The organism is Rhodococcus sp. M8, assembly GCF_015654185.1.
GTDB classification, from domain to species: domain Bacteria; phylum Actinomycetota; class Actinomycetes; order Mycobacteriales; family Mycobacteriaceae; genus Rhodococcus; species Rhodococcus aetherivorans.
In genome coordinates this window covers 3,561,387-3,575,318 of the sequence record NZ_CP064065.1, presented here as the reverse complement: position 1 = coordinate 3,575,318, position 13,932 = coordinate 3,561,387, and the positions used below count along the sequence as shown (strand labels likewise).

Genomic DNA, 13,932 nt, shown 5'->3' with positions numbered 1-13,932 from the left:
GCGGTCTACAGCCGCGAGCGGCGGGCGCACTCCACGATCAGCAGGCCGAGGACGCCTATCGTCACCATGGCGTAGGTGGCGCTGCCGGTGGCGTCGATGATCAGTCCCAGCATCGGGGCGGCCAGCACGGCGCCGACATTGCTGACGGTGACGATGAGTCCGCTTGTCTGGTAGTTCGCCCGGGGCTGCGACAGTTCCGCCGCCCACGCCCAGTAGGTGCCACCGTAGAGCGAGGCCGCCAGGAACATGATGCACAGGTAGATTCCGAGTGTGCTCGCGGGGATCCCGGGCAGGGTCACGACCATGATTCCGGCCAGGTGTCCGCGTACACCCTGACGTGACGGTCCAGGTACAACCTCATATGTAGGTGTTCGGCGAGTCCTGCCGTTACTCGCCCACGGCAAGGGCCACCCTTCGATTCGTCTACCGCCAAGTCGACGAACCCGAAGGGTGGCCCTTGCCCATGATCCTCGATGGAGAGTCCTGGATGAACATCCGCCGTTTCACAGCACTGCACGAGGCCGGTGCGACCTATGCCGAGATCGCCCGTGAATGCGGCTGCGATTGGCGCACCGTGCGCCGCTACCTCGCCGCCGACGCCCCGACCACCCCACCGAAGGGCACGTCCCGAGCCGGGACGCAGCCCCGGGCGATCACCGACGAGACCGCCGCGGTGATCGAGCAGATGCTCCGCACCGACATCGGCCTCAAGGCATCGGTGATCTGCGAACGTCTCGCCGCCGACTACAACATCACCGTGCACTATCAACGTGTCAAAATGTATTGCCGCACAGCACGTCCCATAATTTCTGACGAACTGGACGCGGTTCGGTCCCGGCCGGCCGCGGGGTTGCATCGTCGCTTCGAAACCGTGGCAGGCGCCCAGGCGCAGGTCGACTGGGGTGAGGAAGGCGACCTGTTCGGCACCGGCCGCAAGGTCTACTCGTTCCACATGGTGCTCTCGTACTCCCGCGACCCATTTTGTTGTTTCACCCACAGCATGGATCTGTCCGCGTTCTGGGGCTGCCACATCCGCGCGTTCGACCACTTCGGTGGTGCCCCGGCCACCGTCGTCTACGACCGCACCAAAACGGTGGTGCGCCGCCACGTCCGCCCTGGTCATGCGGTGCCGCTGCACCCGGCCGCGGTCGCCTTCTCCGGTCATTACGGCTTCGAGATCGACGTCCTCGGTGCGTACCGCCCCACCGGCAAGGGGCGGGTCGAGCGGCAGGTCACGATCGTGCGCGACCACGTGCTGGCCGGCCGCACCTTCACCGACCTCGCCGACGTCGACCGGGCCTTCACCGAGTGGGTGCCGATCCGCCGCGGCCAGGTCCATCGCACTCACGGGCAGCTCATCGGGGATCGCGCCGGCGCCGATCACGCTGCGCTGCGGCCGCTGCCGGCCCAGCCGTATCTGGTGGCCGATGCGCACCTGCGGCGGGTCGGCAAGGACGCGTTGATCTCGTTCGAGGCGTCGTTGTACTCGGTGCCCGCCGACCGGGTCCGCGCCGGTCAGCGCGTCGAGGTCCGGGCCGGGACCGACAGCGTCGCCATCGCCGCCCTGACCTGCGACGGCGGGCAGATCCTGTGCGTGCATCCACGGGCGACGACGAAAGGGTCGTGGATCGTCGATCCGGCGCACTGGGCCGGCCTGCCGGACGGGCACACCCGCGCCACCACCATCGACCCCGACCCGCACCCCGGCCACGCCGTGACAACTGCCCCGTCGGCCCCGGCGCCGGTCGAGCTGCTCGAGCAACTGGTCGCGGCGAAGGTCGGACACATCCACGTCGACCACCGCCCCTTGTCGGTCTACGCCGACGTCATCTGACCACACAACCACCCTGGAGATACCAATGAATTCCCTTGTTACCCAACGTATCATCGACAACGCCCTCAAACTCGGTCTCGGTCACACCGCCGAGACCGCCGGCGAGGCCGCCGCCCGCGCCGAGACGGACTCGATGGGTTATCTCGACTTCCTCGACCACCTGCTCGCCGAGGAGTTGGCCGTGCGGGAATCACGGCGCTTCCGCAATGCCCTCAAGCTGTCGGCCCTGCCGCACCACAAGACCCTCGACGAGTTCGACTACAGCTTCCAACCTGGCCTCGAACCGCGTCGGGTCCGGGACCTGGCGACACTCGAATTCGTGTCCCGTGCAAGCAATGTCGCCCTTCTCGGTCCGCCCGGGGTAGGCAAGACACACATCGCGGTGGCGTTGGCTGTCGCGGCGTGTCAGGCCGGGTACTCGATCTACTTCACCACCCTCGACGACCTGGTCCGCAAACTCAAAGCCGCCGATGCGGTCGGGCGGTTGCCCAAGCAGCTGGGCAGCCTGATGCGCCCGTCACTGCTGGTGATCGACGAGGTCGGCTACCTGCCGCTCGACCGGGAGGAGGCCAACATGTTCTTCCAGTTGATCAGCCGCCGATACGAGAAGGGCGCGACGATCGTCACCAGCAACAAGTCGTTCACCGAGTGGGGATCGGTCCTCGGCGACGATGTCCTCGCCACCGCCATCTTGGACCGACTGCTGCATCACTGCGACGTGCTGACCATCAACGGGCCCAGCTACCGACTCAAGGACCGCCAAGCCCTTGTCAGCAAGCCCGACGCCCCGGCACCATAAGACCGTCGGACACCGACACATGAGGTCGTACCCGCAACGACAGATGAGGCCGTACCCGGACACCAGGCCCGCGCCGATCATGTTCGTCTGGAAGCGTTCACCGCGGAAGAGCCGGTCCGACATCAACCCCCCGATGGGGGCGGCGACCAGTTTGAACATGAAGGTGACGCCGATGATCGCGGAGGCTTCGAGCAGCGTCATTCCCCGGTCCTGTTCGAGGAACAGCGGCAGGGCGTAGGCGAGCCCGTAGAGGGTGATCGCGGTGCCTGCACCGTAGAGAGAGGACCACCAGATGCGGGAGCTGCGGAGCGCCTCGGCGAGCGACCCCGGCTTGGGCAATGCGTCGAAGCGGGTCGAGTGTGGGCGCCGGAGTCCGACGGGTTCGGCAACGAGAGCGTCCATCGACGGCACACCGGGGTGGGACTGGTGGAAGTCTTTGACGGTGAGCACGAACAACGCACCGCAGGCGATGCTCGGGACCACGGTCAGCCACATCGACGCGGTCTCCCACGACATGCCGCTGTCAGTCAGCAGTGGTCCGGCGAACGAGGTGATGGAGAAGCCGACGCCGAGGAAACCCATCAGCAGACCGGTGGCAAATCCGCGCCTGTTCTTGGGGAACCACAAGGAGGCGTGGGTGGCCAGCGACGCATTCATCACGCCGCCGCAGCAGCCCAGGAGCAGACGGAGCACAAGCATGCCCGTGTAGGACTCACCGACGAATGGGATCAACAGCCCCGAAACGACGTTGCAGAGCAGGCCGATGACGACGATCTTCTTCACCCCGATACGAGCGGCCCACTTGCCGGCGAAGACCGGCACCACGCAGAAGGTGAGCATCGATGCGGTGGTGAGCAAGGACAATTGGGTGGCATTGATTCCCCAGTCGTCCTGGATGACCGTGCCGAACACCGCCACGGTGTTCAGGCCGATGAAGCAGGTCATGAAGCACAGCAGGCTGACCAGCAGGACCCACCAGCTGTAGAGGGGTGCGCGCGTGTAGGTCGCACGCGTGCCGGTGAGCGTCAACGTTGTCATGACGTGGCTCCTGTATCTGGGACGCCGCCGACAAGGCAAAAGGCGCCGTCGGGACGGGTTCGATGGACCGAAGTGCACACGGTATGTGGTGCATCGACCGTGCTGGGCACCCGGAACGGATGGCATGCGGTGGCGCGGGATGGATCCGACAACGCCTTAAGCAAACGTACGTATGTTAGTTTGATCTCGCTTGCCGTGTCAACGGTCACAGCCGGGATTGCCTACCGGGCCAGCTCATAACGTTCCGGTGGGGGGATGAACCGGGGTACGGCCACAGCACACGCAGACGCCCGGCTGGTGTGCCAGCCGGGCGTCTGCGGGCGCTTCGAACGGTGTCAGGCGAGCGAGACGGTGACCGCCTTGCTCTGCAGGTACCCGTCGAGGGCTTCGCCGCCCATTTCCTTACCCCAACCGGACTGCTTGAATCCACCGAACGGCAACGCGGCATCGAAGACGTTGTAACAGTTGACCCATACCGCACCGGCGTTGACCGCCTCGGCGAAGCGGTGGGCCCGTCCGACGTTGGTCGTCCACACTCCGGCCGCCAGGCCGTAGGTGGTATCGTTCGCGCGGCGCAGCACCTCTGCTTCGTCGTCGAACGGCATCAGCGACACCACGGGACCGAAGATCTCTTCTCGGGCGATGGTCATGTCGTCGTCGACTCCCCCCAGCACGGTCGGCTCGAGGTAGTAACCGGGCTCGCGGGTTCGAGCGCCGCCGGCGATGATCTCGGCTCCGTCATCGAGTGCACCCTCGACGTAGGTCTTGACCTTGGAGCGGTGCTGGTCGGAGATCATCGGGCCGACCAGCACACCGCGCTCCGCGCTGGGACCGATCTTGATTTCCGGCACCTTGGCGGCGATGCGGTTCTGCACCTCGTCGTAGATGTTGCGGTGCACATACAACCGCGACCCGGCCGTGCAGGCCTCCCCCTGGGCGTAGAGGACAGCGCCCAGCACACCATCGACGGCGATGTCGAGGTCGGCGTCGTCATAGATGACGTTGGGGGACTTACCGCCCAGTTCGAGGGTCAGCTTGCTCAGATTCGATGCCGCCGCGACGACGATCCTCTTGCCGGTCTCGACCGAGCCGGTGAACGCGACCTTGTCGACCTGGGGATGACCGGCCAACGGGGCCCCGGCGTCCGCGCCCGTGCCGGTGATCACGTTGACCACTCCGTCGGGAATGCCGGCTTCGACGGCCAGCTCCGCCAGACGCAGCGGGGCCAGAGACGCGAGTTCGGCGGGCTTGAGCACCACCGTGCATCCGGCAGCCAGCGCCGGGGCAAGCTTCCAGACCGCGGCGAGTGCTGCACCGTTCCAGGGGATGATCTGAGCAACGACACCGACGGGCTGCCGGCGGGTGTAGGAGAAGAAGTCTCCGGGGGCCTGGCGCGAGAGCGGGATGGTGCGGCCCTCGAGCTTGGTGGTCCACCCGGCCATGTAACGCAGCAGATCAGCCATGTTCGGCAGATCGATGTCACGGATGAACGCGTACGGTTTTCCGCAGTCCTGGGTGTCGATGAGGGCGATCTCGTCGGCGTTGGCCTCGATGAGATCCGCGAAGCGGTGCAGGATGCGAGCACGGGCCTCGGCCGGCATCCGCCGCCACGGGCCGTCGTCGAACGCCCGGCGTGCAGCCTGCACCGCCAGCTCGACGTCGTGCGGACCGCCGGCGGCGAGTTCGGCGAGCTTGTCTCCTGTCGACGGGTCGAAGACGTCGATGGTGCCGCCTTCGACCGGATCCACCCATTTGCCGTCGATCAGCAGCTGATGACGACTCGGGTTGGTCTCGGACATCTTTATCTCCTTCTCGATAGAGCTGCTCGGCGAACACCGGACCACTGGCGGCGACGAGACGATGATGCGGCCGTGGGCGCCGCCGGGTGCGCTCGGAGGTCCTCCGGACCCGACACGCTTATCGCATACGAACGATTGTTCTTCTACAGTACCTGGGGGGTACCCGCCACTGTCAACGATCGTGCCCACCAGGGTCAGGGGATGTTGCCGCGGTAGCGCGCGGACCGGTACGGGGCCGGCCAGTCGAGCGTGTCCTCGACCCCGAGTTCCTTTGCCGCCTTGAGTGGCCACATCGGCTCGCGGAGCAAGTTCCGGCCGACGAAAACCGCGTCGGCGGCTCCGTCGACGAGGACCTGCTCGGCCTGGGAGGAGTCGGTGATCAGCCCCACAGCCGCGACCGGCAGGGCGGCCTCGCTGCGGATCCGGCGGGCGAAGGGCACCTGGTATCCCGGTCCGACGGTGATCCGCTGCTCGGGCGTCAGACCACCGCTGGAGACGTCGACGAGGTCGATCCCGGAGCCTTCGAGCGAGCGGATCAGCGCCACGCTGTCGTCGACGTCCCAGCCGTCCTCCACCCAGTCGGTGGCGGAAATCCGCAGGAACAACGGCAACTCCTCCGGCCAGACCGCGCGGACCGCGGCGACGACCTCCCGCAGCATCCGGGCGCGGCGGTCAGGGTCTCCGCCGTAGCCGTCGGTTCGCCGGTTGGTGATCGGGGACAGGAACTGGTGAAGCAGGTACCCGTGTGCGGCGTGGATCTCGACGACCCGGAATCCAGCGGCGAAGGCACGGGCGGCAGCGTCGGCGAAGTCGGTGACCACCCTCGCGATGTCGGCCACGGTCATCTCGCGCGGAACGGCTTGGTCCCCCCAGGCCGTTGCGGACGGACCGACCGTCTCCCAGCCGCCCTCGCCGACCGGAACGGTGCCGTCGCCCTCCCAGGGCACGTGCGCCGAGGCCTTGCGGCCGGCGTGCGCGAGTTGGATGCCGGGGATCGATCCGTGCTCGGTGACGAAGCGATTGATGCGGGCGAACGCCTCGAGCTGCGTGTCGTTCCACAGTCCGGTGCACTTGCGGCTGATCCGTCCGGCCGGGCTGACTGCGGTCGCCTCGGTGAGCACCAGTCCGGCCTTGCCCTTGGCGAAGGAACCGAGGTGCACCAGATGCCAGTCGTCGGGTATGCCGTCGTCAGCGGAGAACTGGCACATCGGCGCCACCCACAGGCGGTTGCGGAAGCTCACACCGCGCAGGGTCAGCGGTGAGAACAGCCGCGTGCGATGAACGGTGTTCTGAGACAACACGAACTCCTCGGGTCGGGTGTGGCGGTCATTCCAGCGTGGAGCCGGCGTTCGGGCCCTCGAGGAACTTGTTGGGAGTCAGGAAGAAGCACAGCACCAGGGCGCCGTTCGGGGAGGCGGCGCGGTGCTGGTTGCCCTGCGGCCGCCAAGAGAAGTTCCCGACCGTGGCTTCACCTTCCTCGTCGACGATGCTGCCCTCGAGCACCCAGGTCTGCTCGATCCGAACGTGCTCGTGCTTGGGCAGGACCGATCCGGGCTGCCAGCGGAACAGGGCGGTGAGCAGGCCGCTCTCTTCGTCCTTGAGCAGCACTTTGATGTCGATGCCGTCGTATCCGGAGGGCCGCCACGGCAGGGCATCGACGTCGACGTAGCGCGAGGCCAGGGGCGGCAGGGCGTTGAGAGCGTCGGCGAACGGGGTAATTGCGGTCATGAGTGAGCCTTCTTTCTGCGTGAGGGGTGCGATCGGTGCGGTCAGAACGACCGCGGCAGTCCCAGGTACTTCTCACCGATGTGGTTGCGGAGCATCTCGTTGGTCAGTGGCGCGAAGGTGTAGAGGCGGGCGTCGCGGAACAGCCGCTCCATGGGGTACTCCTTGCTGAACCCGGATCCGCCCATCAGGCGCATGCCGGCGTCGGTGACCGCGACGGCTGCGTCGGAGGCGGCGACTTTGGCCATGGCGCTGAGGATGTCGGCGCGTTTGCCGGTGGCGGTGGCTTCGGCGGCCTGCAGCATCAGCGCCCGAGCCGCTTCGACGGCGATAGCGCCGTCGACGAGTCGGTGCTGCCCGACCTGGAAGCTGCCGACGGGGCGCCCGAACACCTGCCGTTGCCGGCCGTAGTCGACGGCCGCGTCCAGGGCGCCGCGGGCGATTCCGAGCGCGGCGGCGGCGGCATTGAGTCGCTCCCCGTTGAGGGTGCCGAGCACCTGCCGGAACCCCTGATCGACGTGTCCGAGCACGGCGGAGGCGGCGACTTCGACGTTGTCGAAACTCACCTCACAGGTGTCGAGGCTGTGGATGGCAAAGGTATCGAGTTCTTTCACGGTGATCCCCGGGGTGTCAGTAGGGACCACGAACATGGTGATGCCGTCGATCGGCGAGGATTCCGGTGTCGAAGTCCGGGCCAGAACGATGAGGTTCCTCGCGTGCTGGGGGCCGGAGATCCAGGCCTTGGCGCCGTTGAGGATCCACCGGCCGTCGTCGGACTGCTTCGCCCGGGTGCGCATGACGCGAGCGACGTCGGTGCCGCCGTCGGGTTCGGTCAGCGCGAAGGCGACCCGCTCGCGGCCGTCCAGGAGCGGGGCCAGGACGGTGCGGCGTTGCTCGTGAGTGCCGTACTCGGTGAGTAGGCCGACGCCCATGTACTGCACGACCAGGCACACCGCCATCGAGGTCGGGCCGGCGGCGAGTTCTTCGAGGACGATGATCTGGTGTCGGGGGTCGGGGCCGGTCGCGCCGTCGGTCTGGGCGTCGAGTCCGATCAGTCCGGCTTTCCCGAGGGCGCGGTACAGCTCGAGGTCGAAGGCGTTGGCGTCGTCGAGCTCCCGGACGCGCTGCGGGGGTGCGTACCTCTCGATGATCTCGCGCACCATCTCGCGTAGATCCGCTTGCTCCGTGGTGTCCGGCAGGGTGCCGCTTCCGATCATGGGACTCCTCCAACTCGAGGTGACGGCGCCCTTCGGGGTCTCGAGGTGTTGCCGTCGTCGCGTGTGACCTGGTCACTCACCCCACCATACAAACGAACGAACGTTTTTCCAAGGGTCAACCGGCTTCGGGCTCGATCTAGACAAACAAACACCCGTTCGTATAAGATGTGTGATGCCCATTACAGAGGGCGTAGCGGACCTTTCGGTCCCACACCGCGACCGGTCCCGCCCTCGCTCGTCGCGAATTCGCGGTACACGCGCGAAAGAAGGCGCCGACCATCACGAGAAAGGGTGACCATGACTCCCACCGAGACCGCCGTCGACTGGAGTCGGCTCTGGTCGGATCCGGCGATGCTCCGCCTGCGGGGTGACCGCCGCAGTTTCTTCACCGTCGCCTGGAGCGTTTTCGCGGTGGCGTTCTGCACACTCGTCGGATTCGCGGCATTCGCGCCGGAAATCGTCGCGAAGCGTCCCGTGCCGGGCCTGAGCATCGGGCTGATCCTGTCCCTGACCTACGTCGCAACCGTGATGGGGCTCGGAGCCTGGTATGTGCGCCGCGCACGTCACTGGGACACCCTGGCCGCGGCCGTGCTGGACGCCCCCACCACTTCTCGGGAGCGAGAGGTCACGAGCAATGTCTGACGGATTCAACACCACCGCCGTCGTCGTCACCGTCCTGCTGCTGGCGACGACCTTCGTGGCCACCTACTTCGCCTCGCGCCGTACGAAGACGTCGGCGGAGTTCTGGACGGCCGGCGGTGGTATGACCGGACGCAAGAACGGCACCGCCATCGCCGGTGACTTCCTGTCCTCGGCGTCCCTGCTGGGCTATGCCGGGCTGGCCTACCTCTACGGCATGGACGGCATCGTCTACGCGATCTTCGCCTGCGGGATCTTCCTGATGGTGATGTTCCTGATCGCCGAGAAACTCCGCAACCTCGGTCGTTTCACGTTCGCCGACGCGCTCGCCACCCGGTTGCGGTCCGGTCCGGTGCGCATCGTCTCGGCGATCTCGACGCTGTTCATCTGCATCTTCTACCTCCTCGCCCAGATGGTGGCGGGCGGGGTGCTGATGGAAGCACTCGCCGGAATCGACTTCTCCTGGGGCGTGGTGATCGCCGCGGTCCTGATGCTGACCTACGTGCTCTTCGGCGGCATGCTCGCCACCACGTGGCTGCAGATCATCAAGGCCGTGGCCCTGATGACCGTCGTTGCGCTGCTGGTGATCCTGGTCCTTGTCCGGATCGATCCCAACCCGCTCAACATCATCGAGCAGGCGATCTCACAGAGTAAATTCGGCGACCACTACCTGGCCACCGGCAACTCCTTCAAGGGACCCTGGAACATCATTTCAATGGCGGTGGCCGTGACCTTGTCCGCGGTGGGCCTGCCCCACGTACTGATGCGGTTCTTCACCGTCCCCGATGCCATCGAGGCCCGCAAGTCTGCGATCTGGGCGATCAGCCTGATCGGCGGATTCAACGTCCTGATCGCCTTCCTCGGCATCTCCGCGCGTGCCGCCCTCGGCACCGGCGGTGAGGAAATCGCCGGCAAGGGTGGCAACCTCGCCCTGCCCGCCTTGACCGTCTGGCTCGGTGGCGGGGACGGATTCGCGTCAGACCTGCTGCTGGCGCTGGTGGTCGCGGTCTCGATCGCCACGCTGCTCGCGGTGTCGGCCGGTCTGGTGCTCAGTGCATCGAGCGCGATCGCCCACGACCTGTGGGCCAAGACTTTCCACCGGCCCGAACGGGAGGAGATGGCGGTCGGCCGGATCGCCGCGGTGGCGTTGGTGATCGTCACCGTCGGGGCCACCCTCGCCATCGGCGGAACCCAGAACGTCACCTTCCTGGCCACGCTGGCGACGTCCACCGCGGCCAGTGCGAACTTCCCCGTCCTGATCATGACGCTGCTCTGGCGGCGGATGCGCACCTTCGGGGCCGTGGTCGGCGCGCTGTCGGGTTTGCTCACCGCACTCGCGTTGATCCTGACCGGCCCCCTCGTCTGGCCGAGCCTGGCGCCGCTGCTGTCGGATTCGCTGTCGACCACCGCTCCGTTCCCGCTGGCATTCCCGATCCTGCTGTCGGTGCCCGCCGGCTTCCTCGGGTGCATCGTGGGCAGCTACCTCAGCCGTGAGCCGGCCGACGACGCCGCCTTCGACGAACTTCAGGTCCGCGCCCTGACCGGGGCGGGTCTGGACAAGACGAAGACCCTCGCGCACTGATCATTCACGGCGGCGTTCGACGAGGAATCTGCGGATCTTCCGGTCGAACGCCGCCGCGCATTCCCGATCGGTCGTCGAATTTCGGCCGACCCGACACAAGGAGAAAGTGCATGTCCGTCAAGATCGTTGCGCTGATCACCTCGAAGCCCGAACTCTCTCGCGACGAATTCCTCCGTTACTGGAATGTCGAGCATCCCCAATACGTTTGGAAACTCCCGGAACTCGAGCGCTACGTGCAGAACCCCACGATCGAGCATCGCAAGGGATGGGCGTACGACGGGATGGCGGAGCTGTGGTTCCCCTCGGTCGCCGCGGTGGCCCAGGCGTTCTCCTCGCCGGAGGCCGACGCGGTTCGCGAGCACGAGGAAGAGTTCATCGGCGACATCACCTGGTTCCTCGCGTCCGAGTCGGAGATCGTGCCGGTCTGATGGGCATTCCTCGCGGTCAGGGTTCGCGCAGGACCCCTTCCTGCGAGGCCGACGCGATGCGCGCACCCTCGTCGGTGGTGAAGTCGCAGGTGCACAGGCATCGACCACCGGTGGCGATCGGACTGGTCTGTCGACACAGCATCCAGTCGTTCATCGAAAACCGGCGGTGAAACCACATCGCGTGGTCGATGCTGGCCCCGGCGATGGCCCGGTTGCCGTACCAGGAGCGCCCGTGCGGCAGCAGCGCCGGATCGAGCAGGGTCAGGTCACTGACGTACGCCAGCAGGGCGGTGTGCAGCAACGGTTCGTCCGGGACGCCGGCGGCGGCACGCACCCAGAACCGCTGCTCGGGACTCCGGGTTCCGGCCGCGGCAAGCGCCTCGGGATGCTCGAGAAAGCGGATATCGAAGGGATGGGGCTGCGACCACCACGGGGGCAACACCGCACTCTCCGACTCGAGCCGCTCGTGCAGTGGCAGCAGTTCCTCCGGCGCCGCCTCCGGCAGCGGCGCGGACCATTGGTGCTCAGGGCCATCCTGCTCGGTCGCGAACGACAGCTGCAAGGTCGCCAGTACGTCCTCGCCCTGGGTGGCGAGGACAGTCCGGGCACTGTACGAGCGGCCGTCGCGCAGGATCATCACCTGGTAGGTGACGGGTGTATTCGGGTCGCCCCCGCGCAGGAACAGCGTGTGCAGCGAATGCGGATACCGGCCGTCGGGCACGGTCGCACCGGCCGCCATCACGGCCTGCGCGAGCACCTGCCCACCGAAGAGCCGCGGAAGTTTGCGCGCCGCGGTCGGTCCACGGAACCGGTTGCCTCCGGCGGAAGTCACCCGCAGAGCGTCGACCAGCAATTCCAGTTGTTCGGCAGAGGCAATCACCGTCCGCGTCCTCCTTGGCGTCGACCCCCGACCCGCGCAGGCGGGACGGGACCCATCGTTGACCGTTACCACATCGGACGGTACCGTAAGCGAACGTACGATTGTTTGTCTAACGGCATGGTCCTACGAAGGCGACCCCACACCGGGGCGTCCATCGGCACAGATATTCACACCCCCAAGGAGTCCGGGCATGTTGTCCAAGGTCCTCGTCGCCAACCGCGGCGAAATCGCGGTCCGCATCATTCGCACGTGCACAGAGGCCGGCATCGCCAGCGTCGCCGTGTACTCGGAGGCCGACGAGAAGGCGCTCCACGTGCGGCTGGCCGACGAAGCGGTGCTGCTCGGCGCGGCGGCGGCGTCCGAGTCGTACCTGGCGATCGACAAGATCATCGAGGCCGCCCGAAGCACCGGCGCACAGGCCGTGCACCCCGGCTACGGCTTCCTGGCCGAGAACGCCGCCTTCGCCAAGGCCGTCGAGGATGCCGGGCTGATCTTCATCGGGCCACCCTCGTCGGCGATCGAGGTGATGGGATCGAAGATCGCCGCCCGCGAGATCGCCGCGAAGGCCGACGTCCCGCAGGTCCCCGGTTCGCAGGGCACCATCGCCTCCGCGGCGGATGTGATCGCGTTCGGCGACGAGCACGGCTACCCGGTCGCGATCAAGGCCACCTACGGTGGTGGTGGCCGCGGCATGCGGATGGTCGCCTCGGCCCCCGACGCCGAATCCGCTTTCGCCTCGGCCAAACAGGAATCGGCCGCCGCGTTCGGCCGCGACGACGTCTACCTCGAGCGGTACCTGTCCAGTGCCCGCCACGTCGAAGTCCAGGTCTTCGCCGACACCCACGGCAATGCGGTATGGATCGGCGACCGCGATTGCTCGGTCCAGCGCCGGCACCAGAAACTGATCGAGGAGGCTCCCGCCCCCGGCCTGTCCGACGAGCTGCGCCGCGCCATGGGCGAAGCCTCGGTCCGTCTGGCCAAGCAAGTCGGCTACGTCGGTGCCGGCACCGTCGAGTTCCTCGTCGAGGCCGACCGGGAGGCCTTCTACTTCCTGGAGATGAACACCCGCATCCAGGTCGAGCACCCGGTCACCGAGATGACCCTCGGTCTGGATCTGGTCGCCGAACAGCTCGCCGTCGCCGCCGGGGAACCGCTGTCGATCACCGAGTCCGGTGCCGCCCCGCGCGGGCATGCGATCGAGGTCCGCGTCAACGCCGAGGACACCCGGGGTGCGCTTTTCATGCCCAGTCCCGGCCCGATCGCCACCGTCAAGGCGCCGACCCGGGCCGGTGTCCGCTGGGACGGCGGCTACGAATCCGGCGACGAGGTCCAGCCCTACTACGACAGCCTGGTCGGCAAGCTCATCGTGTGGGCACCCAGCCGGGACCGAGCCCTGGACCGGCTGACCCTCGCCTTGGACGAACTGGTCATCGACGGCGTTCCCACCACGGTCCCTGCCGCACGAGAGATCATTGCACACAAGGACTTCCGCAATGTGGCCATGCACACCAACTGGCTCGAACACGACATCGACTTCGCCTCGATGCTGCCGCCGGTCGTAGACCCCGACACCGACGACGACGCCGAGAACGAGGAGATCCAGCCCCGCAACGAGGTGTGGGTCGGTGATCGCCGCTACGTGATCCCGTTCTTTTCACCGGCCACGGCAGCCGTTCCCGGTGCCCTGGCGGCCGAGGCCCCGGCCCGGCGTGCGACCGGCGCGAGCGGCGGGCCGCGCAAGAAGCGAGGCGGTGGCGCCGCAGCGAGCGGTGAGGTCAAGAGTCCGATGCAGGGCACGGTCGCCCAGATCGACGTCGAGGTCGGCGCCCAGGTCGAAGCGGGCCAGGTGCTCATGGTCCTGGAGGCGATGAAGATGCAGAACCCGATCCGCGCCGCTATCGCCGGTGTCGTGGAGTCCCTGCAGGTGAAGGTCGGTCAGGTCGTGGCCTCCGGCGCCGCCCTGGCCACCGTCGTGGCGGCAGGTGAGTGAG

General features: G+C 67.1%; 12 protein-coding genes and 1 pseudogene. 6 read left to right on the top strand and 7 right to left on the bottom strand.

The window, feature by feature from the left end; translation table 11 throughout:
* Nucleotides 1-5 precede the first annotated feature (5 nt).
* The gene (locus ISO16_RS16190) at nt 6-299 is read right to left on the bottom strand and encodes a hypothetical protein (protein ID WP_230304367.1); all 294 of its coding nucleotides are present in this window, start codon (nt 297-299) and stop codon (nt 6-8) included.
* A gap of 188 nt (nt 300-487) precedes the next feature.
* Here ISO16_RS16190 and istA point away from each other — a divergent pair, with 188 nt between their 5' ends.
* Nucleotides 488-1,834: an IS21 family transposase gene (gene istA, locus ISO16_RS16185; RefSeq protein ID WP_072636668.1), complete on the top strand. Its 1,347-nt coding sequence runs from the start codon at nt 488-490 to the stop codon at nt 1,832-1,834.
* Between the two features lie 25 nt (nt 1,835-1,859).
* Nucleotides 1,860-2,633, top strand: coding sequence for an IS21-like element helper ATPase IstB (gene istB / locus ISO16_RS16180; protein ID WP_072636638.1), 774 nt, complete (start codon nt 1,860-1,862; stop codon nt 2,631-2,633).
* 69 nt (nt 2,634-2,702) lie between these two features.
* Here istB and ISO16_RS16175 read toward each other — a convergent pair.
* From ISO16_RS16175 to ISO16_RS16155, 5 genes and pseudogenes are all read right to left on the bottom strand, one after another.
* Nucleotides 2,703-3,578: pseudogene (locus tag ISO16_RS16175) on the bottom strand (MFS transporter); the annotation flags it as partial.
* A gap of 428 nt (nt 3,579-4,006) precedes the next feature.
* On the bottom strand, nt 4,007-5,470 hold the full coding sequence (locus tag ISO16_RS16170) for an aldehyde dehydrogenase family protein (RefSeq protein ID WP_072636637.1): 1,464 nt from the start codon (nt 5,468-5,470) through the stop codon (nt 4,007-4,009).
* 194 nt (nt 5,471-5,664) lie between these two features.
* Nucleotides 5,665-6,768, bottom strand: a complete 1,104-nt coding sequence (locus ISO16_RS16165; protein WP_072636667.1) for an NADH:flavin oxidoreductase/NADH oxidase — start codon at nt 6,766-6,768, stop codon at nt 5,665-5,667.
* Between the two features lie 28 nt (nt 6,769-6,796).
* Entirely contained in the window at nt 6,797-7,198 is a 402-nt protein-coding gene (locus ISO16_RS16160) for a cupin domain-containing protein (protein WP_072636636.1), read from the bottom strand.
* A gap of 41 nt (nt 7,199-7,239) precedes the next feature.
* Nucleotides 7,240-8,412 carry an acyl-CoA dehydrogenase family protein gene (locus tag ISO16_RS16155; RefSeq protein WP_072636635.1) on the bottom strand — a complete coding sequence of 391 codons (1,173 nt, stop codon included), beginning with the start codon at nt 8,410-8,412 and terminating at the stop codon, nt 7,240-7,242.
* Nucleotides 8,413-8,709: 297 nt separating this feature from the next.
* Here ISO16_RS16155 and ISO16_RS16150 point away from each other — a divergent pair, with 297 nt between their 5' ends.
* The 3 genes from ISO16_RS16150 (at nt 8,710) to ISO16_RS16140 (ending at nt 11,061) form a co-directional block, all read left to right on the top strand.
* Nucleotides 8,710-9,054 carry a DUF485 domain-containing protein gene (locus ISO16_RS16150; RefSeq protein ID WP_072636634.1) on the top strand — a complete coding sequence of 115 codons (345 nt, stop codon included), beginning with the start codon at nt 8,710-8,712 and terminating at the stop codon, nt 9,052-9,054.
* On the top strand, nt 9,047-10,633 hold the full coding sequence (locus tag ISO16_RS16145; RefSeq protein ID WP_072636633.1) for a solute symporter family protein: 1,587 nt from the start codon (nt 9,047-9,049) through the stop codon (nt 10,631-10,633). Before ISO16_RS16150 ends, ISO16_RS16145 begins: the two co-directional genes overlap by 8 nt.
* 110 nt (nt 10,634-10,743) lie before the next feature.
* A complete protein-coding gene (locus ISO16_RS16140) occupies nt 10,744-11,061 on the top strand; it encodes an EthD family reductase (RefSeq protein ID WP_072636632.1) in 318 nt (105 codons plus the stop codon).
* Between the two features lie 16 nt (nt 11,062-11,077).
* On the opposite strand, the gene ISO16_RS16135 is transcribed toward ISO16_RS16140, so the two are convergent.
* Nucleotides 11,078-11,941 (bottom strand): acyl-CoA thioesterase, encoded by an 864-nt coding sequence (locus tag ISO16_RS16135; protein ID WP_072636631.1) that lies wholly within the window; start codon nt 11,939-11,941, stop codon nt 11,078-11,080.
* Nucleotides 11,942-12,131: 190 nt separating this feature from the next.
* Between ISO16_RS16135 and ISO16_RS16130 the strand changes: the two genes are divergently transcribed.
* Nucleotides 12,132-13,931, top strand: coding sequence for an acetyl/propionyl/methylcrotonyl-CoA carboxylase subunit alpha (locus ISO16_RS16130; protein WP_072636630.1), 1,800 nt, complete (start codon nt 12,132-12,134; stop codon nt 13,929-13,931).
* Nucleotide 13,932 lies beyond the last annotated feature (1 nt).